At 28.4% G+C, this 22,337-nt stretch carries 24 protein-coding genes; 9 read left to right on the top strand and 15 right to left on the bottom strand.

Annotated elements, in window-relative coordinates; translation table 11 throughout:
• Positions 1 to 110: 110 nt before the first annotated feature.
• The 6 genes from hemW to BLT70_RS02795 all read right to left on the bottom strand — a co-directional run bounded on the left by hemW (position 111) and on the right by BLT70_RS02795 (position 4,136).
• The gene (gene hemW, locus BLT70_RS02820; RefSeq protein ID WP_091891282.1) at positions 111 to 1,238 is read right to left on the bottom strand and encodes a radical SAM family heme chaperone HemW; all 1,128 of its coding nucleotides are present in this window, start codon (positions 1,236 to 1,238) and stop codon (positions 111 to 113) included.
• A gap of 152 nt (positions 1,239 to 1,390) precedes the next feature.
• On the bottom strand, positions 1,391 to 1,639 hold the full coding sequence (locus BLT70_RS02815) for a four helix bundle protein (RefSeq protein WP_231962801.1): 249 nt from the start codon (positions 1,637 to 1,639) through the stop codon (positions 1,391 to 1,393).
• A gap of 43 nt (positions 1,640 to 1,682) precedes the next feature.
• Positions 1,683 to 2,234: a crossover junction endodeoxyribonuclease RuvC gene (ruvC, locus tag BLT70_RS02810; RefSeq protein ID WP_091891279.1), complete on the bottom strand. Its 552-nt coding sequence runs from the start codon at positions 2,232 to 2,234 to the stop codon at positions 1,683 to 1,685.
• A gap of 288 nt (positions 2,235 to 2,522) precedes the next feature.
• A complete protein-coding gene (gene mnmD, locus BLT70_RS02805) occupies positions 2,523 to 3,203 on the bottom strand; it encodes a tRNA (5-methylaminomethyl-2-thiouridine)(34)-methyltransferase MnmD (protein ID WP_091891276.1) in 681 nt (226 codons plus the stop codon).
• Between the two features lie 2 nt (positions 3,204 to 3,205).
• The gene (locus tag BLT70_RS02800) at positions 3,206 to 3,583 is read right to left on the bottom strand and encodes a hypothetical protein (RefSeq protein WP_091891273.1); all 378 of its coding nucleotides are present in this window, start codon (positions 3,581 to 3,583) and stop codon (positions 3,206 to 3,208) included.
• 43 nt (positions 3,584 to 3,626) lie between these two features.
• Complete coding sequence (locus BLT70_RS02795) at positions 3,627 to 4,136, bottom strand: DUF4920 domain-containing protein (RefSeq protein ID WP_091891270.1); 510 nt, start codon at positions 4,134 to 4,136, stop codon at positions 3,627 to 3,629.
• Positions 4,137 to 4,244: 108 nt separating this feature from the next.
• Here BLT70_RS02795 and BLT70_RS02790 point away from each other — a divergent pair, with 108 nt between their 5' ends.
• The 4 genes from BLT70_RS02790 to BLT70_RS02775 all read left to right on the top strand — a co-directional run bounded on the left by BLT70_RS02790 (position 4,245) and on the right by BLT70_RS02775 (position 8,864).
• Positions 4,245 to 5,300: a branched-chain amino acid aminotransferase gene (locus BLT70_RS02790; RefSeq protein WP_091891267.1), complete on the top strand. Its 1,056-nt coding sequence runs from the start codon at positions 4,245 to 4,247 to the stop codon at positions 5,298 to 5,300.
• 197 nt (positions 5,301 to 5,497) lie between these two features.
• A complete protein-coding gene (locus BLT70_RS02785) occupies positions 5,498 to 6,943 on the top strand; it encodes a RimK family protein (protein ID WP_091891265.1) in 1,446 nt (481 codons plus the stop codon).
• A 2-nt stretch (positions 6,944 to 6,945) separates the two neighbouring features.
• The gene (locus tag BLT70_RS02780) at positions 6,946 to 8,172 is read left to right on the top strand and encodes a glutamate-cysteine ligase family protein (RefSeq protein WP_091891262.1); all 1,227 of its coding nucleotides are present in this window, start codon (positions 6,946 to 6,948) and stop codon (positions 8,170 to 8,172) included.
• A complete protein-coding gene (locus tag BLT70_RS02775; protein ID WP_091891259.1) occupies positions 8,169 to 8,864 on the top strand; it encodes an N-formylglutamate amidohydrolase in 696 nt (231 codons plus the stop codon). The genes BLT70_RS02780 and BLT70_RS02775 overlap by 4 nt, the downstream gene beginning before the upstream one ends.
• Here BLT70_RS02775 and BLT70_RS02770 read toward each other — a convergent pair.
• Positions 8,842 to 9,228 carry a nucleoside triphosphate pyrophosphohydrolase family protein gene (locus BLT70_RS02770; RefSeq protein WP_091891256.1) on the bottom strand — a complete coding sequence of 129 codons (387 nt, stop codon included), beginning with the start codon at positions 9,226 to 9,228 and terminating at the stop codon, positions 8,842 to 8,844. The genes BLT70_RS02775 and BLT70_RS02770 overlap by 23 nt on opposite strands.
• A 159-nt stretch (positions 9,229 to 9,387) precedes the next feature.
• Between BLT70_RS02770 and BLT70_RS02765 the strand changes: the two genes are divergently transcribed.
• Positions 9,388 to 9,594 carry a hypothetical protein gene (locus BLT70_RS02765; protein ID WP_091891253.1) on the top strand — a complete coding sequence of 69 codons (207 nt, stop codon included), beginning with the start codon at positions 9,388 to 9,390 and terminating at the stop codon, positions 9,592 to 9,594.
• Between the two features lie 19 nt (positions 9,595 to 9,613).
• Here the strand turns inward: BLT70_RS02765 and BLT70_RS02760 are convergent, their stop codons facing one another.
• A complete protein-coding gene (locus BLT70_RS02760) occupies positions 9,614 to 10,171 on the bottom strand; it encodes a DNA-3-methyladenine glycosylase I (protein ID WP_091891250.1) in 558 nt (185 codons plus the stop codon).
• 99 nt (positions 10,172 to 10,270) lie between these two features.
• Here BLT70_RS02760 and BLT70_RS02755 point away from each other — a divergent pair, with 99 nt between their 5' ends.
• Entirely contained in the window at positions 10,271 to 10,705 is a 435-nt protein-coding gene (locus BLT70_RS02755; RefSeq protein WP_091891247.1) for a DUF6146 family protein, read from the top strand.
• Here the strand turns inward: BLT70_RS02755 and BLT70_RS02750 are convergent.
• Positions 10,698 to 11,189: a dihydrofolate reductase gene (locus tag BLT70_RS02750; protein WP_091891245.1), complete on the bottom strand. Its 492-nt coding sequence runs from the start codon at positions 11,187 to 11,189 to the stop codon at positions 10,698 to 10,700. The genes BLT70_RS02755 and BLT70_RS02750 overlap by 8 nt on opposite strands.
• 303 nt (positions 11,190 to 11,492) lie before the next feature.
• On the opposite strand from BLT70_RS02750, the gene BLT70_RS02745 reads away from it, so the two are divergent.
• Positions 11,493 to 11,789 (top strand): isoamylase early set domain-containing protein, encoded by a 297-nt coding sequence (locus tag BLT70_RS02745; RefSeq protein WP_091891242.1) that lies wholly within the window; start codon positions 11,493 to 11,495, stop codon positions 11,787 to 11,789.
• 47 nt (positions 11,790 to 11,836) lie between these two features.
• Here the strand turns inward: BLT70_RS02745 and BLT70_RS02740 are convergent, their stop codons facing one another.
• The 6 genes from BLT70_RS02740 to BLT70_RS02715 all read right to left on the bottom strand — a co-directional run bounded on the left by BLT70_RS02740 (position 11,837) and on the right by BLT70_RS02715 (position 18,217).
• On the bottom strand, positions 11,837 to 12,661 hold the full coding sequence (locus tag BLT70_RS02740; RefSeq protein ID WP_091891239.1) for a thymidylate synthase: 825 nt from the start codon (positions 12,659 to 12,661) through the stop codon (positions 11,837 to 11,839).
• Between the two features lie 153 nt (positions 12,662 to 12,814).
• A complete protein-coding gene (locus tag BLT70_RS02735) occupies positions 12,815 to 14,560 on the bottom strand; it encodes a NupC/NupG family nucleoside CNT transporter (RefSeq protein ID WP_091891236.1) in 1,746 nt (581 codons plus the stop codon).
• 12 nt (positions 14,561 to 14,572) lie between these two features.
• Positions 14,573 to 15,184 (bottom strand): bifunctional nuclease family protein, encoded by a 612-nt coding sequence (locus BLT70_RS02730; RefSeq protein WP_091891233.1) that lies wholly within the window; start codon positions 15,182 to 15,184, stop codon positions 14,573 to 14,575.
• Between the two features lie 254 nt (positions 15,185 to 15,438).
• Positions 15,439 to 16,401, bottom strand: a complete 963-nt coding sequence (locus tag BLT70_RS02725) for an electron transfer flavoprotein subunit alpha/FixB family protein (RefSeq protein ID WP_091891230.1) — start codon at positions 16,399 to 16,401, stop codon at positions 15,439 to 15,441.
• 150 nt (positions 16,402 to 16,551) lie between these two features.
• Positions 16,552 to 17,298: an electron transfer flavoprotein subunit beta/FixA family protein gene (locus BLT70_RS02720; protein ID WP_091891227.1), complete on the bottom strand. Its 747-nt coding sequence runs from the start codon at positions 17,296 to 17,298 to the stop codon at positions 16,552 to 16,554.
• A gap of 160 nt (positions 17,299 to 17,458) precedes the next feature.
• Complete coding sequence (locus BLT70_RS02715; protein WP_091891224.1) at positions 17,459 to 18,217, bottom strand: polysaccharide lyase family 7 protein; 759 nt, start codon at positions 18,215 to 18,217, stop codon at positions 17,459 to 17,461.
• A 266-nt stretch (positions 18,218 to 18,483) separates the two neighbouring features.
• Between BLT70_RS02715 and BLT70_RS02710 the strand changes: the two genes are divergently transcribed.
• Positions 18,484 to 19,464: a pyruvate dehydrogenase complex E1 component subunit beta gene (locus BLT70_RS02710; protein ID WP_091891221.1), complete on the top strand. Its 981-nt coding sequence runs from the start codon at positions 18,484 to 18,486 to the stop codon at positions 19,462 to 19,464.
• Positions 19,465 to 19,695: 231 nt separating this feature from the next.
• The gene (locus BLT70_RS02705) at positions 19,696 to 22,206 is read left to right on the top strand and encodes a DUF5686 family protein (protein WP_091891218.1); all 2,511 of its coding nucleotides are present in this window, start codon (positions 19,696 to 19,698) and stop codon (positions 22,204 to 22,206) included.
• Positions 22,207 to 22,337 lie beyond the last annotated feature (131 nt).

Genomic DNA, 22,337 nt, shown 5'->3' with positions numbered 1-22,337 from the left:
ATCTTTTAAGTTAAACTTGGTTACAATAATATTGTATTGTAAACCCAAATATAAGCCTTTAAAACAAGCCTATCAATAAGAAATTAGAAAACTGATAAATACCTTTAAAACTAATTTAATATAAATAAGTCTGAGGCAATTCCGTCTGATAAAAATTTGCCTTTTTTAGTAGTTCTTAAAATTCGATTTTCAAGAACCAATAATTCTTGTTCAATATATTTTTTAGATTGATTTTCTAAATATTCTATATATTTTTCGCCAAAATCAACTTTAATTTTATCAAAAGAAACTCCCCAAACAGTTCGCAAGCCTGTCATAATATATTCATTATAACAATCTGTTTTTGATAACGTTTCTCTTTCTATCGGTAATTGGTTTTCGGCAATTGAATTTATATATTTCGAGTTATTTCTTACATTCCAACTACGTTGATTTCCGTCAAAAGAATGTGCAGAAGGTCCAATTCCTAAATACGGTTTCCCTAACCAATATGAAGAATTATTTTGACTAAAAAAGCCTTGTTTTCCAAAGTTAGAAGTTTCATAATGCACAAAATTTGAGTTCTCTAATTCCTCAATTAAAATATTGAATTGCTCTTGTGCTTTTTCATCATCAACATTTTTAATTTTTCCTTTTGTAATTAAAGTATGTAAAGCTGTTTTTGGTTCTACAGTTAATGCATAACTAGAAATATGTGGCACGTCGAAACTTAAAGCTGTTTGTATATTTTGTTGCCATTCTTCATTAGTACAATCTGGAATTCCGTAAATTAAATCCACAGAAATATTATCAAAATATTTAGTTGCAACAGAGAGGCAGTTTTTTGCTTCGGATGAATCATGAGCGCGATTCATCAATTTTAAATCCTTCTCAAAGAAAGACTGAATTCCGATACTTAATCTGTTTATGGGTGTTTTAGAAAGTTCAATTATTTTTTCTTCTGATAAATCATCCGGGTTTGCTTCTAAAGTAATTTCTGGATTTTCAATTACTTTATGATTTCTATAAACAGTATCAATTAACAACTTAATTTCATCAACATTTAAAACTGATGGAGTTCCTCCGCCAAAATAAATAGTTTCAATAATGCTGTTATTAATTTCATCTTTTCTGATTTCAATTTCTTTTATAAGTGCAGAAATCATATCTTCTTTCTTTTTTAAAGAAGTAGAGAAATGAAAGTCGCAATAAAAACATGCTTGTTTGCAAAACGGGATATGGATATAGATGCCTGCCAAAATTAATTATCAGTGTTCAATTATCAGTTATTGATAATTATTATTGTTTATTTATTCATGTAGCCTTTAAAATAGAGAATAAAATTCTACCTATTTCATCTACCTTTTCAAAAGAATATTAAAATTTTCTATATCTAAATCTTCACTATCTTTTAACAAGTGTACCAATATTTAGTTTCTAAACATTCTTTATATGCAATAGACATTTTTGCTAAAAAATCTACCTTAGAAATAGGTCCATTAGCCTCAACAATATTAGCTCCTACAGAAGTGTCACTTCTTAAAATTTGTTTTGATAAAATATACTCTTTATTTTCTTTTATTAACTTTTTACTCAACTTTACAATTAATAAAGCCAAATCATACGATTTATTTTGTAACGGATTATTTTTTAACTTCATAATAGCGATAATTGATTTCTGGTAAATGATAGTTCAAAAAAAATTAAATAATTTTTTTTGGGTTCTGTTTCACAAAACTAGCCCAGCCTGTATAGTTCTTTCCTCCAACTACTTTTCCTGAATTGTAAAAATGACAAACTGCAGCAGCTAAACCGTCTGTTGCATCCAAATTTTTTGGTAAGGTTTTTAGATTTAGCAAAGACTTTAACATCAAAGCAACTTGTTCTTTACTGGCATTTCCGTTTCCGGTAATTGCCATTTTAATCTTTTTTGGCAAATATTCTGTAATAGGTATTTCTCTTGACAAACCAGCTGCCATTGCAACTCCTTGTGCTCTACCCAATTTTAACATCGATTGTACATTTTTACCAAAAAAAGGCGCTTCGATAGCAATTTCATCAGGATTATAAGTGTCTATTAATTCTATGGTGCGTTCAAAAATGAGTTTTAGTTTTAGGTAATGATCATCATATTTTTGAAGTAATAATTCATTCATTTGAATAAATTCCATCTTTTTACCAACTACTTTTATCAATCCGAAACCCATAATTGTTGTTCCTGGGTCGATGCCTAAAATAATTTTTTCTATTGCCAAATTTTTAGATTGATTTTATAAATGCTCTTAAAACAAAGAACTTAGTAAAGATTCTGCTTTAAACCAAAGAAATAAAACAATTACTAATAATATGATTAGGAACAATCCTTTTGCTGGCTTTTTCTCTTTTTGTTTCCCAAATTTTCTTTTGAATTCCATTGATTTTATTTGGATTAATATTTTTGTGTAATATTATATTGTGTAAATTTAATAAAAGTTCTTGACACAAATTTGCTAAAAACAAAAATCAGAAGAACTCATAAACTGAAAACTGTAATAGCCAACTGCCTACTTTTTAGTAGCTCTCAACATTTCTCTTTTTCCTGGAGGACCTTCTAATCTTTCAACAGTAAAACCAACGGTTTGCATTGCTCTTCTTACACTTCCTTTTGCTGAGTAAGTTACTAAAACTCCATTTGTTTTTAATGCATTATACATTTTTAAGAAAATAGTTTCAGTCCATAATTCTGGTTGATTTGTTGCGCCAAAAGCATCAAAATAAATTAAATTATGATTGTTTTCGTCTTCTATTTCTTCAAAGAATTGTTTTCTTTTAGTTAGCTTAAAATTATCAGAAATAAGCTGTTTTTCATCCCAAGAAACTGCGTGCATCTTATCAAAAATTAATTGATGCTTTTCGGCATTTAATTCTGAAACATAATTTAGTTTTTGAACTTCACTTTCAATAACAGGATACGCTTCTACACCAACATAATCTATTTTTTTGTGATGTTTTATGCCTTCTAAAAAGGTGATAAATGCATTTAATCCTGTACCGAAACCTATTTCTAAAATAGAAATAGATCCTTGTATTTTTTCATCAGAATTACAAAAAAGTTCAAATCCACTTTTAATAAAAACATGATAAGCCTCTTGTATTGCGCCATGTTTAGAATGATATTGTTCATTCCAATCTGGTAAATGAATGGTTGTAGAACCATCGGAAGTAATCAGGATTTCTCTTTTCACAATTATTGAATCAACAGTTTTTTTATTTTAGGAATTGGGCCAATACAAGTTGTTTTATGACACGCAATACAAGTATAAATTGTATTGTTATGTTTTGCTTTTAAAGAATCTTTTTCAGTTTTAAAATCTTGCTGAAAAGTATTTAAATACATTTCTGAAAACACTTTAAAAGAAGCATTTCTATCCGAAGGATCTGTAAGTTTAGCCGTATGAATATTTATAAATTCTTCTGGAAAAGCATTTGGCGTTTTCCCTTCTAAAATTAGACTTTTATTCTCTAAATTAGCCTGATACATTTTAAGCATTAAAGCAGCCATTTCTGACTGCTTATACACTTTACTTTCTGTAATAATTACTTTTGGTTCTTTTTTTGAGAACAACCAAAAATGAATAAAAGCAAGAATATTTTTAAAAAAAACTTCATTATTTTTTCATTAAAACTCCATTAGCTTCAAAAGCAAATTCCTTTTTAGGAGCTGTAATTTTAGCTATTTCTTCTTTAGATTTTCCTGCATCTTCTGCATAATGTTGTAATTCTGCAACAGATGTTTCTTTTACAAAAGCTTTACCTTCTATAATAACTTCTCTATCTTTAGAATCTAAAGGCATAAAAAAACCATAATCTTTAAAAGTAACCATAGCTTCTTCTGTATCATTTAAAGGTAATTTCATCCAACATCCTTTTTTTGAACAAACTTCTTTTATTGTAGATGCAAATTTTACATTTAGTGTATCTCCAACTTTTAAGTTATTGAATTTTGCCAACATCTCGTTTGATGTTATTGCAGCATCATTTGTTATTTTATCTCCAAAAGAATCAAATGCAATAATTTCTTCTTTAACTGTTTGATCGTTTTCTTTGTTTGCAGTTTCTTTTTTACAACTTGCAAATACTAATAGTGCAATTGCACAAAATTTAATTATATTTTTCATCCTATAAATATTTTTAGCGTTTGCTACAAATGTAATAAAATTGAACTTGCTCGTACCTATCAGATAAATAAATTATGTACATTTGTGTTATAAAACAATCATAAAATAATGAAGTCTCATATAGAAATTCAACGAATAGAAAAATCGAAGATAGACTCTGTAGATTTTAATAATTTGCCTTTTGGAAGTGTGTTTTCTGATCATATGTTAGAATGTGATTATAAAGATGGCGCTTGGCAAACACCAGTTATCAAACCTTATTCTCCAATATCTTTAGATCCTTCTGCTAAGATTTTTCATTACGGACAATCTATTTTTGAAGGGATGAAAGCTTACAAAGACGCTAAAGATAAAACAATGTTGTTTAGACCTTTAGACAACTGTAAACGTTTAAACAAATCTGCAGAACGTTTGGTAATTCCTCAAATTCCTGAGGATATTTTCATGGATGGATTAAAAAAATTATTAGAAGTTGATAATGCTTGGATTCCTACAAACGAAGGTAGTTCTTTATATATAAGACCTTTTATGTTTGCATCTGGTAATGGTTTTCATGCTTCACCTGCAGATGGTTATAAATTTATAATTTGTACTGCTCCGTCTGGGGCTTATTTTGCTGGAAAAGTAAAAGTTTTAATTGAAGAAAAATATGCACGTGCTGCAAATGGTGGTGTTGGTTTTGCTAAAGCTGGTGGTAATTATGCTGCACAATTTTACCCAACTCAATTAGCCATAGAAAAAGGATATAATCAAGTAATTTGGACAGATGACAACTCGCATCAATTTATTGAAGAAGCGGGTGCAATGAATATTTTTGTACGCATTAATGACACTTTAATTACGAGTCCTACAAGTGACAGAATTTTAGACGGAATTACGCGTAAAAGTATTTTACAAATTGCAGAAGACGCAGGTATTAAAACCGAAGTTAGAAAAATTTCTGTTGGCGAAGTTGTAGAAGCTGCTAAAAATGGAGAATTAAAAGAAATGTTTGGTGCAGGAACTGCTGCAGTAATATCGCCAATTGCTGGTTTTGGATATCAAGAAAATGATTACGATTTACCAGAATTAGAGAATCCTTTTGCAGCTCAATTAAAGAAAAAAATTACAGACATTCAAACGAATAAGACTGAAGATCCTTATGGATGGAGAGTAATTTTATAAGTTTATTCTAATTTAGAAACTCACATTAAAATATATTAAAAAATGCATCAATTTAAAAGTTGATGCATTTTTTTTGCGCTTTAGAGTACGCATCAGAATGCAGTAATTTTTTTAAAAAAATATTTTATTACTGATGTAAAACATGACTAAAATTAGTATAATTTTGTTATAATCTAAAACAGTTTTTAATATCAAAAATGAACAAATATGTTGTTGTAAATCAAATAGAAAAATGGAATTTTTCTATAGAAAATATTAATATTATCTCTTCTCAAGAGTATTTAACAGATCCAAAATACTCACTACTTAAAAAGGCAAGAATTTTTAATCTATGTAAAGATTACTCCTACCAATCTAAAGGTTATTACGTTTCTCTTTTAGCAGAAGCAAGAGGTCATTTGGCAATACCAACCATCAAAAATATTGTGGATTTAAAAGCGTTAGAATTAGTGCGAATTGTATCCGAAGAATTTGATGACAGCATACAAAATAGCTTAAAGAATATTAAGTCTAGAGAATTTACTTTAAGTATTTACTTTGGTCAAAATGTAGCCCAAAAATATAAAGAATTAAGTGCTTTGTTTTATAAACATTTTCAGGTTCCTTTTTTACGTGTAAAATTTAATCACACCACAAAATGGGAAATTCAAAGTATTAAAGCAATCGCAGAATCAGAAATTCCTGCAGATCATTTTGATAGTGTTCATGAATTTGCAAATCAGTATTTTTCTAAAAAAAGATACGACACACCAAAACTTACAAAATCAGATTTTGATTTAGCAATTTTAGTAAATCCGAATGACCCTGCGCCACCGAGTAATCCGAAGGCTTTAAAAAAGTTTATTGAGATTGCAGAGAAAATGAATATTTATGCAGAAATTATAGAGCCGCAAGATTTAAGTAGATTAAATTCTTTTGATGCGTTATTTATTAGACAAAGTACCGAAGTTAATAATGAAGCCTATGCTTTTGCTCGTAAAGCGCAGCAAGACGGCATTGCCATTATAGATTACCCAGATGCAATTTTAAAATGCTGCAATAAAGTGTATATGGCAGAGGCTTTAAATAATGCAAATATTGCCACGCCAAAAACCATTATTGTACATAAAGACAATAGAAACGACGTGTTAGCAAACACAGGTTTGCCGTGTGTTTTAAAAGCGCCAGATTCTACGTTTTCATTCGGAGTTAAAAAAGCAAAAACGGTAGAAGAATATGATGAGTTGGTAACAAATATGCTTAAAGAATCTGACTTAATAATTGCTCAAGAATTTTGCCCTTCTGATTATGATTGGAGAATTGGTATTTTAGATGATGTCCCTTTCTTTGCGTGTAAGTATTATATGGCAAAAGGACATTGGCAAATTTACAATTGGAACGCTAAAAAGAAAGATGATCAAGATGGAGATGCAGATTGTTTACCAATTGAAAAAGTATCTAAAAAGGTTTTGAAAATGGCTTTAAAATCAGCAAAACTAATGGGCAAAGGTTTATACGGAATAGATATTAAAGTGGTGAATGAAGTGCCAATGGTTATAGAAATTAACGACAACCCAAATATTGATTTTGGTGTGGAAGATGCTTTTTATGGAGACAGTGTTTATACTCAAATATTAACTGCTTTAAAAAATAGATTAGACTAATTATGGGCAAAAAATATCATTTATTTGAAGTGTTTGGCATTGAGTTAGAATACATGTTAGTTTCTACCGATACTTTTAAAGTAACACCTATTGTTGATCTTTTATTAACCAAAAAAAATGGTTCTTTAACTTCGGATATCGAGAACGGAAAAATTGCTTGGAGCAATGAATTGGTTGCACATGTTTTAGAATTGAAAACAAATGGACCAACGAATGATGTAAATAATTTATCAGCAAATTTTCATGAAAATGTTTTGGAAATCAATGAACTTTTAAAAGAGTTTAAGGTACAATTAATGCCAACTGCTTCACATCCGTTAATGAATCCTGATACAGATACGCAACTTTGGAAACATAGTTATAGCGAAGTCTATGCGTTATATAATCGAATTTTTAATTGCAAAGGTCATGGTTGGAGTAATGTGCAAAGTACGCACATCAATTTGCCTTTTTTTAACGATGAAGAGTTCGAAAAGTTACATGCTGCAGTTCGTGTTATTTTACCATTAATTCCGGGTTTATGCGCAAGTTCGCCAATTTTAGAAGGTAAAAATACAGGCTTTAAAGACACTCGATTAGAGTATTATAAAACCAATCAAAAGGAAATACCAGAAATGACTGGTAAAGTAATTCCGGAAAATGTTTTTACAAAAAAAGACTATCATCATACAATATTTGAACCAATTCAAAAAGCAATAAAACCTTTTGATACAGAAAATATTTTAGATCATCATTTTTTAAATTCTAGAGGGGCAATTTCTCGTTTTGATAGAAATGCGATCGAAATACGATTAGTAGATATTCAAGAATGCCCGAAAGCAGATATTGCTATTTGTGTTTTAATTATTGAAGTTTTAAAATTACTCGTAAGTGAAAGTTTAGTTTCTCTAGAAAATCAGAAAAAACGGGATAAAGAAGCGCTTTTTGATATTTTAAATGATGCTATTAAAAATGGTGAAAACTCGGTAATTACAAATATTGACTATCTTAATTTATTCGGATTGAAGGAAGTTACAACTCAGCAAAATGTTTGGAAACATCTTTATAATTTGGTAAAAGATGCTATTGATGAAAGTCATTTAGAAACTTTGAATACTATTTTAACAAAAGGAACTTTATCAACAAGAATTTTAAAAGCGATTAATTCTGATTTTTCTGAAACTAACATTAAAAAAATATATACTGATTTAGCAATTTGTTTACAAAAAAACGAAGTTTTTAATCCATGAAAATCGTATTAACTTGTGAACATGGAGGGAATGAAATTCCTGAAAATCAGCACTATTTATTTTCAACAGATCAACAAGTTTTACATACACACAAAGGTCTAGACTTAGGTGCTCTAGACCTTTTTAATCAGCTAAAACCATTAGCTGATTTCTCACTTTTTAGCACTAAAAGTCGTTTGTTAATTGAACTAAACAGGTCTTTACATCATAAAAATTTGTATTCAGCATTTTCTAAAACCCTTTCTACATCAGAAAAAAAAGCATTGATTGATTCCTATTATTTAGTGTATCGAAATAAAGTAGAGAATAATATCAGAAATTATATCAAAGAAGGAAACAAAGTGCTACATATTTCTGTGCATTCTTTTACGCCAGTTTTAAATGCTGTTGAACGAAATTGTGATATTGGTTTGTTGTATGATTCATCACATAAAAATGAGAAAAAATTTTCTCATCAATTTAAAAAGGAACTTTTACAACAAAACGGGAATTTAAATGTTCGTTATAATTATCCTTATTTGGGCAAAATGGATGGATTTACAACCTATTTACGTAAACAATTTCCATTAAATTACATAGGAATTGAGATTGAGGTCAATCAAAAATATGCAAAAGAAAACAAGATGAATTCTGCAATTTGTGAAGCAATTTTCAACTCTTTAAAGAAAATTACTTCTCTAAAATCTCTGTAATATTTGGCTTAAAATAGTTTGGTCCTTTTAAAACCTTACCATCTTCTCTGTAAATTGGCTCTCCATTTTCATCCAATTTACTCATATTACTTCTCTGAATTTCATTAAAAACTTCCTCAATTTTATCTTGCATTCCGTGTTCTATAATTGTGCCACATAAAATATACAACATATCTCCTAAAGCATCTGCAACCTCAACCAAATCGTTATTATTAGCTGCTTCTAAATATTCTTCATTTTCTTCTTTCATCAAATTAAAACGAAGTAAATTTCTGTCATCACCAATATTTGCAATTGGTTTGTTGTTCATATTTAATTTAAAAGCGGTGTGAAATTTAGTTACTGCTGCTATTTTGTTTTTCATATTTACTTATTGTTAATTTCCTAATATCAGAAGTTGATCCAAAAAAGATGGTTTTCTTCATTTAATTTGTAATTTTGCAGCAGACAATATATAGAAACTTTATGAAAAATTGAAACTTCATAAAATCTAATAATTCAAAACTTATAAAGATTAAAAACTATGTTTTTAGGCGCTTATTTTACTACTGGTAGAATTATTTTTATTATTTTCTTTGTACTTGCTTTTGGCGCATTAATAATTTGGAGCTATAAAAAAGATGGTAAAAGTCATGAACGTTATTATAAAAACACTGGTAAAAAAGTGGCTATTTATGGTGGATTAATTATTGCTGTTTTTATAGCAATCCGAATTATATTTGGGAATTAAAAATCTAAATCTTTTGTGCTTAATTAGGGTATTTAAAACAATCTGTTGTATGATCATTTACCATTCCTACAGCTTGCATGTACGCATACATTACGGTTGAACCCACAAATTTAAATCCGCGTTTTTTTAAATCTTTCGAAATTTTATCAGAAATACTGGTTGTAGCAGGCACTTCTTCTCTTTTAGCAAAATTATTAATGATGGGTTTATCATCTACATAACTCCAAATAAAATTAGAAAAAGAACCAAATTCTTGTTGAATTTCTATAAATAATTGTGCGTTTGTAATAGCACTTTTTATCTTTAATTTATTTCTGATGATGCCTCTATCTAACAATAAAGATTCATATTTACTTTCTGGATAAGTTGCAATTTTTTTATAATCGAAATTATCAAAAGCCATTCTAAAATTTTCTCTTTTGTTTAAAATAGTTATCCAACTTAAACCTGCCTGAAAAGTTTCTAAAATTAAAAATTCAAACAAAATTGCGTCATCAAAAACGGGTTGTCCCCATTCATTATCATGATAATCTTTATATAATTTACTGTCTGTTACCCAAAAACACCTGTGTTTCATTCTTATTATTTTAAAGTATCAAATTAATGTTAAAAGATTTAAAAAACAATGGATTCTGGAATAATTTTTGCAACTTTACTTTTCATAAAACTACTGATTATGAAACTCTTAAAACAAACACTTTTTCTATTTGTTACTGCAATCTTTTTTTGGGCTTGTGGTTCATCAAATATTAATAACAAAACTAAAGAAAAAGAAAAGCCTGTTGTTATTGCAAATGATAGTTTAGAGTATGAAGTAATAATTATTGATCCAGGATTTACATTTTTTTTAAATTCTAGGGCGCAACCAGAAGGTTTTTATTCTCAAAATTATTTAGAAGCTAGAAATAGAGTTTGGGTTTTAGAATGGAATAACAGAGCCAGAAATCCAAGACTATTTAACCCTAATATTTATGAGAATATTGTTGATTATCAATCTACAATAGATTATGGTTATGAAGTAAATTATAAACTTTTTAATTACTTTTTGTTTGCACAACAAAAATATAAAATGAATTTAGGTGGTAATTTTAGAACCAATAGGATTAATTAATTTTTCTATAACTTACAAAACTATAATCAAAATTATTTTTTTTATCTGCTTTAAAATCTTCCCTAGACACTTCTTTCCAAATTTTGGTATCTATTTCTGGAAAAAAAGCATCCGCTTCAAACTCATGATGCACTAAAGTTATGTCTAAAGCATCTACCAAATTATTTTCGATTGCATATTTATAAATTTCTGCACCACCAATTACATAAATTTCAGCATCATTTTTCGCTAATTCAATTGCATCTTCTAAACTATTAGCTATTAAACATCCATCTTTAAAATAATTTTTATTTCTGGTAACAATAATAGTTGTTCTATTTGGCAAAGGTTTACCAATAGATTCAAAAGTATTTCTACCCATTAAAATATGATGACCTGTAGTAACTTTTTTAAAACGCTTTAAATCTGCAGGTAAATGCCAAATTAAATCATTGTCTTTACCTAAAGCATTATTTTTTGCGATTGCTGCAATTATTGTAATCATTTTTATTAGTTGAATTTATGCAAAATTACAGCAAATGTTTTGAGAATTGACATTTTTAAGCCTTTTTAGTCTAAAAATTGAGTATTACGAATACGTTTGCGATGAAAATATCTGTAAATCAAGCAAGAAGAAACTTATCTGATTTTAGCTATACAATAATTAAAAATCTATTTTTTTTAGAAAATAGAAGATTTGCTCATACAAAATTGATAATGTAATAATTCTTTATCATTAATGCTGAATATTATTTGTCAACTTTAAATTGTTGTATATTTTTACCAATGAATTTATAATTAATAAATTATGGCAATTAAAAAACAATTTTTGAAAAGCAAACCAGTTTGTAAAGTAACATTTTCTTTAGCTCCAGAAGAGGCTAAAAATGTTGCAGTAGTAGGAAGCTTTAATGAATGGAATGAAAAAGCAACACCTCTTAAAAAATTAAAAAATGGAACTTTTAAAGGAACTGTTGATTTAGAATCTGGAAATTCTTATGAATTTAGATATTTAGTTGATGGAGAATATGTAAATGAGCAAGAAGCAGACGGAGTAGTTTGGAGCGATTTTGCCGGTGCAGATAACAGTCTATTAAGTTTATAAAATAATAAAAAAGAGCTTTAAAATTTAAATTTTAAAGCTCTTTTTTATTATACAGCAACTGCTCCTTTTATATGAGGATGCGGATTATAATTTAACAGCTCAAAATCTTCGAATTTAAAATCTTCGATATCTTTTATTGCTGGATTTATTTTCATTTTTGGTAGCGCTCTTAAATCTCTAGACAATTGTAATTCTAATTGTTCTTGATGATTATTATAAATATGCGCATCACCAAAAGTGTGTATAAAATCACCTACTTCATAACCACAAACTTGTGCAATCATCATTGTAAATAAAGCATAAGAAGCAATATTAAAAGGGACTCCTAAAAATATATCTGCACTTCTTTGATACAACTGACAAGATAGCTTTCCATCAGAAACATAAAACTGAAAAAATGCATGACAAGGAGGCAAAGCTGCCTTATTATTTGCTACATTTTCTGAAAAAGAAACACTTGTATCTGGCAAAACTGATGGATTCCATGCAGAGACCAACATTCTTCTAGAATTAGGATTTGTCTTTAAAGTATCAATTACTTCTTTTATTTGATCTACTTCATCACTATTCCAGTTACGCCATTGATGCCCGTAAACTGGTCCTAAATCTCCATTTTCATCAGCCCAAGAATTCCAGATTTTTACACCATTTTCTTGTAAATATTTAATATTTGTATCCCCTTTTATAAACCAAAGCAATTCGTAAATTATTGATTTTAAATGTAACTTTTTAGTAGTTACCATTGGGAAACCTTCACTTAAATCGAAACGCATTTGATATCCAAAAACACTTTTTGTACCTGTTCCTGTTCTATCTCCTTTTACATTTCCGTTTTCTAAAACGTGTTTTACTAAATCGTGATATTGCTTCATTCTGATGTGTAATTGTTAAATTGTTTATTCGTTTAACTATTTTAAACAAAGTGGTGTAAAAATAAAAAAAAGCTTCAACGTTTTTTGTTGAAGCTTTTTAATAATATATAAAAGTTATTAACGATTTAAAATAACTTTTTAGTCATTAAATCTCTAACCAATAATCATCCCAGCAATAGTTGCAGACATTAAAGAAGCTATTGTTCCTCCAATAAGTGCTTTCATTCCAAATTCTGATAATGTTTTTCTTTGCCCAGGAGCTAAAGAACCAATTCCACCAATTTGAATTCCTATAGATGCAAAATTTGCAAATCCGCATAACATATAAGTAGCCATTATAATTGATTTTTCATACGTTAAATGAATTCCGTTTGTTACATCTTTAAGCTCTGCTAATTGTATATAACCTATAAACTCGCTTGCTGCTAATTTAATACCTAATAATTGTCCCATTAAAGCCATATCAACAGCAGGAACACCAATTAACCACATTAAAGGTGCAAAAATATATCCTAAAATTGCTTCTAAAGAAAAACTAGTATACGAAGTATTTGCAGCCATCCAAGTATTTAAAGTAGTAATTTCTCCTACCCAACCTAGAATTCCATTTACCATCGCAATAAAAGCTACAAACACTAATAACATAGCACCAACATTTACTGCCAAACGTAAACCTTCTGTTGTTCCGTTTGCAATTGCATCTAAAATATTTGATCCAATTTTTTCTTGAGAAACACTAACGTCTGTATTTATTTCTTCTGTTTGAGGATATAAAATTTTTGAAATTACAATTGCTCCAGGAGCTGCCATTACAGAAGCTGCTAGCAAATGTTTAGCAAATTGTAACCTTAAAACAGGATCATCACCACCAAGAAAACCAATATATGCTGCTAAAACTGCTCCAGCAACTGTTGCCATTCCACCAATCATCACCAAAAGCATTTCAGATTTATTCATCTTTTCTAAATATGCTTTAATTAATAAAGGCGCTTCTGTTTGTCCTAAGAAAATATTACCTGCAACAGATAAACTTTCCGCTCCAGAAATTTTTAAAACTTTGGTTAATAACAATGCTAATACTTTTACAACTTTTTGAATTAAACCTAAATAAAATAATAAAGACGTTAAAGCTGAGAAGAAAATAATTGTTGGTAAAACTTGAAATGCAAAAATGAATCCAAATTTATCCATATCGACCACTAAGCCTTCAAACAAGAATTTACTTCCTGCCCTCGTATAATCTAAAACACTTACAAACAAACCACCTACCCACTCAAAAGTTTTTTGGATAAAACCAACTTTTAAAACTCCAATAGCTATTAATAGTTGAAATACAATTCCCAAAAGAACAGTTTTCCATTCTATTGCTTTTTTGTTTGAACTAAATAGAAATGCAATTATTATTAAAGAAAGCATTCCTATCATACCACGCCACAAAGTATCAATAGAAAACCCTTTACTTGGTAAAATTATATCCTCTTTTTCTTCGGATGTTGCAATATCATCAGCAATTAAAACTGCATCATCTTGAGTAATTTCTATGTTTGCTTCAGTTTTAGAAGATAAATTATAGATTACATCATTTTCAGAAAGCACTAAACTAGCCTTATCAAAAGAAACAATATTAAAATATCTAACAGTATCTTTAGGTTCTTTAAAGTTAAAAATTAATAAATTATTCTGATGAATATAGTTTCCTGAAGCTTGTAAATTATCATTTCCTTTTAAAGAGTAGATAAATTTTCCATTCTTTAGATTAAAAATATCTGTAGAATCTGTTTTAATTAATTCTTTTCCATCATTTTTTTTGATGGATGAAAAGCTCCAATTTTGTTCAATTTCTTGAGAATATAAAGTCAATGAAACTATTGAAAATAGAAATATAAAAAGTTTTTTCATAAGGGTAAGTAGTTAAGAACGATTGCTAATTTCGTCTCTAATTTTTGCAGCAAGCTCATAATTTTCATCTGTAACTGCATCATTTAATTGATTATTTAATTCTTTTAAAGTTAAGCTAGAAAAACTATTTTTATCCTTTTCTGGCGCTTTCTCAAATTCTATAGAAATTTCTGTGGACTCATCTTTATTTTCAAAATCCATTTCTTCGTCCACTTTTAAATAAATACCCGCTTTATCTAAAATATTTTCATACGTATAAATTGGCGCATTAAAACGAACGGCAATAGCAATAGCATCAGAAGTTCTGGTATCTATTACCTCTTCTTTACCGTCTCTTTCACAAATTAAGCTAGAAAAGAAAACGCCATCTACTAATTTATGAATAATTATTTCTTTAATATGGATATCAAAAGTATCTGCGAATGTTTTAAATAAATCGTGTGTTAATGGTCTAGGAGGTCTAATTTCTGTTTCTAAAGCTATTGCTATAGATTGTGCTTCAAAAGCTCCAATAATGATAGGTAAGGTTCTTGTTCCTTCAATTTCACTCAAAACTAATGCATAAGCACCACTTTGAGTTTGACTGTAAGAAATTCCTTTTATGGTAAGTAGTATTAAACTCATATATCTTTCTGCAAAAAAAAGTATGAATATCTAAAATTTAATAACATCATAATAGCTAAATTGAAGTAATCTTTAAACTAAAAATTTCTTCATTATTAGAAATAACAAAAATTATAAATTTTGATATTCTTAATCAAGGGCACAATTTAATAAAAATAATAGATTGAAAACTGATTTCTACTGTTTTTATTAAAAGTAAAAACCTACAAAGGTTAAACTAAGTAGGTTTTCGAAACATTGTTTGAATATTTGAATTAAGCTTGCTTAAAAGCTTTTAGCTTCTCTATTAATTTTGGAACCACCTCAAAAGCATCACCAACAATACCATAATCTGCAGCTTTAAAGAAAGGCGCTTCTGGATCTGTATTAATAACTACCTTTACTTTTGATGCATTAATTCCTGCTAAATGTTGAATTGCTCCAGAAATTCCGATAGCAATATACAAATTTGAAGCAACTGGTTTTCCTGTTTGCCCAACATGCTCGCCATGAGGACGCCAACCTAAATCTGAAACTGGTTTAGAACAAGCAGTTGCAGCGCCTAAAACATCTGCCAACTCCTCAATAATTCCCCAATTTTCTGGGCCTTTTAAACCTCTACCTGCAGAAACAACAATATCTGCATCTGCAATGGTTACTTTACCAGAAACTTTTTCAATTTTTTCTGATTTCACTTTTAAATCTGCATCAGAAATTGAAGCATCAAAACTTTCTATTGTTCCAGTTACAAGATTTTCGTGAATTCCGTATGCATTTTTAGCAACGCCAATTACTTTTTTATCCGAAGAAATTACAGTATTTGAAAATGCTTTACTAGAAAACGCTTTTCTTTTTACAGTAAAAGGGCTTGTACTACTTGGCAATGCAACAACATTAGAAGCATAACCTGCATTTAAAGTAACTGCTAACATTGGAGCAATAAATAAACCATCAATACTAGAATCTAAAATTACTACGGATGAATTTTGTGCGTCTGCAACTTGTTTTATTATTGATGAATATGCTTTGGCATTAAAAACCGCTAAAGAATCGTTAGAAACTGAAACTACTTTTTCTGCTCCGTAAGCGTATAAATCTTCATTTTTCTGAGCATTAATTGTTAAAACAACTAAATTACTTTCTAATTGTTCAGCAACTTTTTTTCCATAAGAAACTACTTCAAAAGCGCTCTTTTTGAATTTCCCTTCTGCTGAATCTGCAAAGACTAAAACTGACATATTTTTTATTTTGTTTAATTGTTTATTTGTTTAATCGTGTAATTGTTGAAAATAACTTTAACAGTTACACAATTCAACGCTTAAACATTTTCACATTTTTATTTTATTTAGACTGAAACAAGTTCAGCATAATTTAATTTTTGGTAAAAATTAAATTACTTTAGCTTCGTTATGTAATAAGCTAATTAACTCATCTATATTATCTGCATCTACTAATTTTACAGCTCCTTTAGCTGCTGGTTTTTCAAATGATACAATTGATGTTGCACTTTCTGCATCAACAGGTTCTACCACATTTAAAGGTTTTTTACGAGCCATCATAATTCCACGCATATTTGGTATGCGTAAATCTTTTTCTTCTACAATACCTTTTTGTCCAGCAACAACTAATGGCAAAAAAGTACTTAAATCTTCTGTTCCTCCATCAATTTCTCTAGATAATTTAACTGATTCCCCTTCAACTTCAATACCTATACAACCATTTACAAAGTTGTAATCTAATAAAGCTGCTAACATTCCAGGAACCATACCTCCATTATAATCTATAGATTCTCTACCTGCTAAAACTAAATCATAACCTCCGTTTTTTACAACTTCTGCTAATTGTTTAGCAACAGCTAAACCATCTGTAGGCTCTATATTTACACGAATTGCGTCATCTGCTCCTATTGCTAAAGCTTTACGTAAAGTAGGTTCTGTAGTAGAGTTACCAACATTAACAACAGTTACAGTTGCTCCTTGTTTTTCTTTAAACCACATTGCTCTTGTAAGGCTAAATTCGTCATAAGGATTAATTACAAACTGAACTCCATTTGTATCAAACTTAGTATCGTTATCTGTAAAATTAATTTTTGAAGTAGTATCTGGAACGTGACTAATACAAACTAATATTTTCATAAATTGATTATTATAAACTTATTTTCTTGTTACAAAACTACTAATTTTTTTCTAATTTATTATGCATGCATAATAAATTTTTCAAAAAAAATAAAAACCCTACACATTTGCAGAGTTTTTTTTTGATCTTTATTTACTTAATTTCGATGCTAATATTAAATTAATATAGAAATTGAAACTTACTATAACTTACTTTGGTTTTTGGTCCATCAACCTGAGTGTAAGCACCAGCTTTAAAATAGAATTCGCCATCCATTTCTTGCCACAACTTACTTACATTATAAGATTTTTGTTCACTTTTACCAGTTGTATTATTCTTTATAATTACAGTAACATTGTTATCAGCTTCATTAATTTCTATTTTACAATCTAGTTGATCTTTTTCTTTAAAAGAAGTAAAAAAATTATTTTCAGTTTTACCTTCTCCTTTAAGATAGCTGCTAGTAACGATAACTCTAACTTCATTTCCGCCAGCAATTTCTACTCTTAACAAGGGTCTTTTAACTCCTTTTGTATCATTATGAATTTGCCCAATTGTAACTCCTTTTTTTGAGTTTGATGAAGGTACGTTTTCATAAATAGCAGAAAAATCCATAGCACTGTATTGATTTAAGCTTAGGTTTTTATCTTGTCTTATTTCTGTTCTATCATTCTTTTTTCCTGTAGAAATTAATACCAATAAATTATTACAAGTAGTAAAATAGTTAACATCACAAACTTCTTCTGCCTTTTTTAAATCTAATTTTGTTGTTCCTCCATTAGTATAATAATGCACTTTAGAATCTGTTAACGCTGCTTTAAAATTATCTAATTGACCTGGTAATACATCACAGTTTACACATTCATTTTCTTGTGAAATACAAAAAGGTGTAAATAAAATATTTAAGACAAAAAAACAATATAAAAATTTGTTTTTCATTGGTATAAGGTTTTAAAACTTTATTAAATTAAAATAATTTATGATAACTAAACTAATGCAAATATAACCAAAGTTTGTATTTTAAAAGAGTATCAAAATATATACCAAGTTTAATTTATAAATTAATTATACTAATCTAATTTAGAGCTTTTTTTATTTATCTGATTAATAAATCAAAATAATTAGATTTAAGACGTAAAGTTGTGTTTTGTTTACATCAAATTTTATTACTTTTGTTATTTATCATAAACAACTATTTAAAACAAATGAAAACAGTTCAATTCAGAGAGGCTATTTGCGAAGCAATGAGCGAAGAAATGCGTAGAGACGAAAGCATTTATTTAATGGGTGAAGAAGTTGCCGAATACAATGGTGCTTACAAAGCTAGTAAAGGAATGTTAGATGAGTTTGGTGAAAAAAGGGTAATTGACACTCCTATTGCCGAGCTAGGTTTTGCAGGTATTGCAATTGGTTCTGCTATGAATGGTAATAGACCTATTGTAGAATACATGACTTTTAACTTCTCTTTAGTTGGTATTGATCAAATTATAAATAACGCTGCCAAAATTAGACAAATGTCTGGTGGTCAATTTAATTGCCCTATTGTTTTTAGAGGACCAACAGGTTCTGCAGGTCAATTAGGTGCAACTCATTCACAAGCTTTTGAAAACTGGTTTGCAAATACACCAGGTTTAAAAGTTATAGTACCATCTAATCCTTATGATGCAAAAGGTTTATTAAAAGCTGCTATTAGAGATGATGATCCTGTCATTTTTATGGAATCTGAGCAAATGTATGGTGATAAAATGGAAATTCCAGAAGGAGAATATATTATTCCTATTGGAGTTGCAGAAACTAAAAGAGAAGGTACAGATGTTACTTTAGTATCTTTTGGAAAAATTATTAAAGAAGCATATATAGCGGCAGAGGAATTAGCTAAAGAAAATATTTCTGTAGAAGTTATCGATTTAAGAACTGTAAGACCTATGGATCATGCAGCAATTATTAAATCTGTAAAGAAAACAAATAGATTAGTAGTTTTAGAAGAAGCATGGCCTTTTGGAAGTGTTGCTACTGAAATTACTTACAGAATTCAAGAAGAAGCATTCGACTTTTTAGATGCTCCTGTTAAAAGAATTACAACTGCAGATACTCCTGCACCATATTCTCCTGTTTTATTAGAAAACTGGATTCCTAATTCTAAAGATGTAATTAAGGCGGTTAAAGAAGTGATGTATGTAAAGTAGAACACTTGCTTTTATAACAAAAAGAAAAGACTATTAAATTCTATTTATTAGTCTTTTTTTTGCTTAAATCATCTTAAAACTCTTTCTATTTCTCTAAAAATCAAGGATATTATTTTTTGATAATTCTTTTGTAAAATATTATTTGAAAACGTAAGTAAATAAATAATACTCGACAAAAGACTAACTAAATAACTAATGCGTTATTTAAATAAATAAGTATTACAATTAATCATGAAAATCAAATTTCCCCTAATTTTTATATTATTTTTTTCTATCTCTTTGTTTTCTCAAACTAAAGTTAGCGGAATTATAATTGATCAAAACAATGAACCAATTCCTTATTGTAGTATTCAATTTAAAAACTCTACTGAAGGTGTTGTTGCTAATGAAGATGGTAAATTTTATATAGAATCTGATAAAACATGGAATGAAATAGAAATTGCATCTATAGGTTATAAAACCTTACTATTTAAATTAGAAAAAAAGGTTAGTTATAACCTTAAATTTGTTTTAGAAGAACAACAAGAATCTTTAAACTCAATATATATTGTAACGGGTAAACAACCTAAAAAAAACAACCCTGCAATTGATCTTCTTAGAAAAATTTGGGCACAGAAACGTAAAAATGGGCTAAGTCATTTTAAGCAATATAAATATAAAAAGTATCAAAAAATAGAATTTGATTTAAATACAATAGATGAAGAGTTAAAAAGCAAAAAAATATTTAATGGATTAGAATTTATTTTTAAAGATATTGATACTTCTAATTTAACAGGTAAAACATATTTACCTGTTTTCTTAAACGAAACGCTTTCTGAAGTGTATGGAGATAACATCAAACAAAAAAAGAAAGAAATTATAATTGCCAACCAAAATACAGGTTTTAAAAATAATCAAGAATTAACAGATTATATAGAAAACCTTTATCCAGATTATAACATTTACGACAATTACTTAAACTTTTTTAATAAAAGTTTTGTGAGTCCGTTATCAAAAACAGGAATAAATAATTATAATTATGTTTTGGCAGATAGTGCTTTTATTGGTAAAAAATGGTGTTATAACATTATTTACTACCCAAGAAGAAGTAACGAATTAACTTTTAAAGGTAATTTCTGGGTAAATGACAGCACTTTTGCGGTAAAGGAAATAAATATGCAAGTTCCTAAAAACGCAAATATTAACTGGGTAAAAGACATTTATATTGAACAAGAATTTAATTTATTAAACGATTCTATTTTTGTTTTAGAAAGAGATTATTTTTTATCTGATTTTGCTTTAAATAAAAAAGAAAAATCTAAAGGAGTTTATGGTAAAAGAACAACTATTTATAAAAATTATGAATTTAATAAACCTGTAACTCAAGAAAAATTTTACGAGAAAAGAAATTACACGGCTTTTTCTGATACAATTTATAACAGATCTAAAGAATATTGGAACACAAATAGATTAGAAGACTTAAATGAAGATGAAAAAGCTGTCTACAAATTATTAGACACCCTCAAAACCGTTAAAAAATTTAAAAATTTATCTAAAACAGTAGCTACACTTTCTTCTGGTTATTTTGAGATTGATAAATTAAATTTAGATTATGGTCCTATTTTTTCAACTTTTGGTTTTAATGATGTAGAAGGGTTAAGAGTGCGTGTTGGTGGTAGAACATTTAAAACTATTAACGACTTATTTAGATTAGAAGCTTATACAGCTTATGGTTTTAAAGACGAAGAATTTAAATATGGATATCAAGCAAAATGGTTAATCAATAAAAAAAACAGATTCATTTTATCTGGTGGTAACCGAAAGGATATTGAGCAAATAGGAGCTTCGCTTACAGCTTCTACAGATGTTTTAGGTAGAAGCAATGGTTCGTCTTCTTTAATTAGTACTGGCACAAACGATAAACTTACAGACATCAATTTAACAAACTTTACTGCAGAAATAGAACCTTTTTCAAATTTCGAACTAAAACTTGCTGCTAATTATAAAACCTTAAGTTCTGCTTCTGAAACCTTTAGTTTAGATTATAATGATCCAGAATCATCAAACGGAATTTCTTCTAAAATTAACCAGTTTGAATCATTATTTTCTGTTGGATATTATCCTAAAAGAAAATTGACTGGTTTTGGTGTTAAACGAGAAATATCTAATTATTACTACACAAAATATTTTATGCAAGTAACAAAAGGTTTTAAAGGTTTTTTAGATAGTGATTTTGATTATACAAAAGTGCAATTTTCATTTTATAATTTATGGAAAATTGGCGCTTTAGGTAGATTAACAACTTCTTTAGAAACAGGTAAAACTTTTGGCGAAGTCCCGCTAGCATTATTACATATTGCACCAGGAAATCAAACCTATTTTATCTTTGACAACACATTTAATTTATTAGATTTTTATGAGTTTACAACAGACACTTATACTTCTTTGCATTTAGAGCATAATTTTAACGGTAGAATATTTTCTAGAATTCCTCTATTAAGAAAAACTAAATTAAGAACTATTATTGGTTTTAAAGCTTTTTGGGGACAATTATCCGAAGAAAACAGAGAATTAAGTACTACAGGAAATAGTGCAGAAATACCACTTATTGCACCATCGTCTAAACCTTATTACGAGTATAGTGTAGGTGTTGGAAATATCTTTAAAATACTTAGAGTCGATTTAAATTATAGAGGAAACTATTTAGAGAACGCAAATGCACGAAAATTTGGTATAACAGCTGGCTTAAGATTTAGTTTTTAAGTATCAAAATTAAGAATAACATCTTTACTTTTAAAATACAAAAAGTCCTTTTTAATGAATTTTAAAAAGGACTTTTCTTTTCATTTTTTTGATGTAATTACATGCAACCGAAAACCATTGCGTAAATTTAA

Source organism: Polaribacter sp. KT25b (assembly GCF_900105145.1).
Classification (GTDB): Bacteria; Bacteroidota; Bacteroidia; order Flavobacteriales; family Flavobacteriaceae; genus Polaribacter.
Note: the sequence above shows the minus strand (reverse complement) of the source record. Positions and strands in the feature narration are given on the sequence as shown.

Excerpts from the sequence above, each read along its gene's own strand:
- BLT70_RS02815 (WP_231962801.1), bottom strand. The coding sequence starts at position 1,639 with ATGAAGTTAAAAAATAATCCGTTACAAAATAAATCGTATGATTTGGCT.
- BLT70_RS02795 (WP_091891270.1), bottom strand. The coding sequence starts at position 4,136 with ATGAAAAATATAATTAAATTTTGTGCAATTGCACTATTAGTATTTGCA.
- BLT70_RS02790 (WP_091891267.1), top strand. The coding sequence starts at position 4,245 with ATGAAGTCTCATATAGAAATTCAACGAATAGAAAAATCGAAGATAGAC.
- BLT70_RS02785 (WP_091891265.1), top strand. The coding sequence starts at position 5,498 with ATGAACAAATATGTTGTTGTAAATCAAATAGAAAAATGGAATTTTTCT.
- BLT70_RS02780 (WP_091891262.1), top strand. The coding sequence starts at position 6,946 with ATGGGCAAAAAATATCATTTATTTGAAGTGTTTGGCATTGAGTTAGAA.
- BLT70_RS02775 (WP_091891259.1), top strand. The coding sequence starts at position 8,169 with ATGAAAATCGTATTAACTTGTGAACATGGAGGGAATGAAATTCCTGAA.
- BLT70_RS02770 (WP_091891256.1), bottom strand. The coding sequence starts at position 9,228 with ATGAAAAACAAAATAGCAGCAGTAACTAAATTTCACACCGCTTTTAAA.
- BLT70_RS02765 (WP_091891253.1), top strand. The coding sequence starts at position 9,388 with ATGTTTTTAGGCGCTTATTTTACTACTGGTAGAATTATTTTTATTATT.
- BLT70_RS02760 (WP_091891250.1), bottom strand. The coding sequence starts at position 10,171 with ATGAAACACAGGTGTTTTTGGGTAACAGACAGTAAATTATATAAAGAT.
- BLT70_RS02755 (WP_091891247.1), top strand. The coding sequence starts at position 10,271 with ATGAAACTCTTAAAACAAACACTTTTTCTATTTGTTACTGCAATCTTT.
- BLT70_RS02750 (WP_091891245.1), bottom strand. The coding sequence starts at position 11,189 with ATGATTACAATAATTGCAGCAATCGCAAAAAATAATGCTTTAGGTAAA.
- BLT70_RS02745 (WP_091891242.1), top strand. The coding sequence starts at position 11,493 with ATGGCAATTAAAAAACAATTTTTGAAAAGCAAACCAGTTTGTAAAGTA.
- BLT70_RS02740 (WP_091891239.1), bottom strand. The coding sequence starts at position 12,661 with ATGAAGCAATATCACGATTTAGTAAAACACGTTTTAGAAAACGGAAAT.
- BLT70_RS02735 (WP_091891236.1), bottom strand. The coding sequence starts at position 14,560 with ATGAAAAAACTTTTTATATTTCTATTTTCAATAGTTTCATTGACTTTA.
- BLT70_RS02730 (WP_091891233.1), bottom strand. The coding sequence starts at position 15,184 with ATGAGTTTAATACTACTTACCATAAAAGGAATTTCTTACAGTCAAACT.
- BLT70_RS02725 (WP_091891230.1), bottom strand. The coding sequence starts at position 16,401 with ATGTCAGTTTTAGTCTTTGCAGATTCAGCAGAAGGGAAATTCAAAAAG.
- BLT70_RS02720 (WP_091891227.1), bottom strand. The coding sequence starts at position 17,298 with ATGAAAATATTAGTTTGTATTAGTCACGTTCCAGATACTACTTCAAAA.
- BLT70_RS02715 (WP_091891224.1), bottom strand. The coding sequence starts at position 18,217 with ATGAAAAACAAATTTTTATATTGTTTTTTTGTCTTAAATATTTTATTT.
- BLT70_RS02710 (WP_091891221.1), top strand. The coding sequence starts at position 18,484 with ATGAAAACAGTTCAATTCAGAGAGGCTATTTGCGAAGCAATGAGCGAA.
- BLT70_RS02705 (WP_091891218.1), top strand. The coding sequence starts at position 19,696 with ATGAAAATCAAATTTCCCCTAATTTTTATATTATTTTTTTCTATCTCT.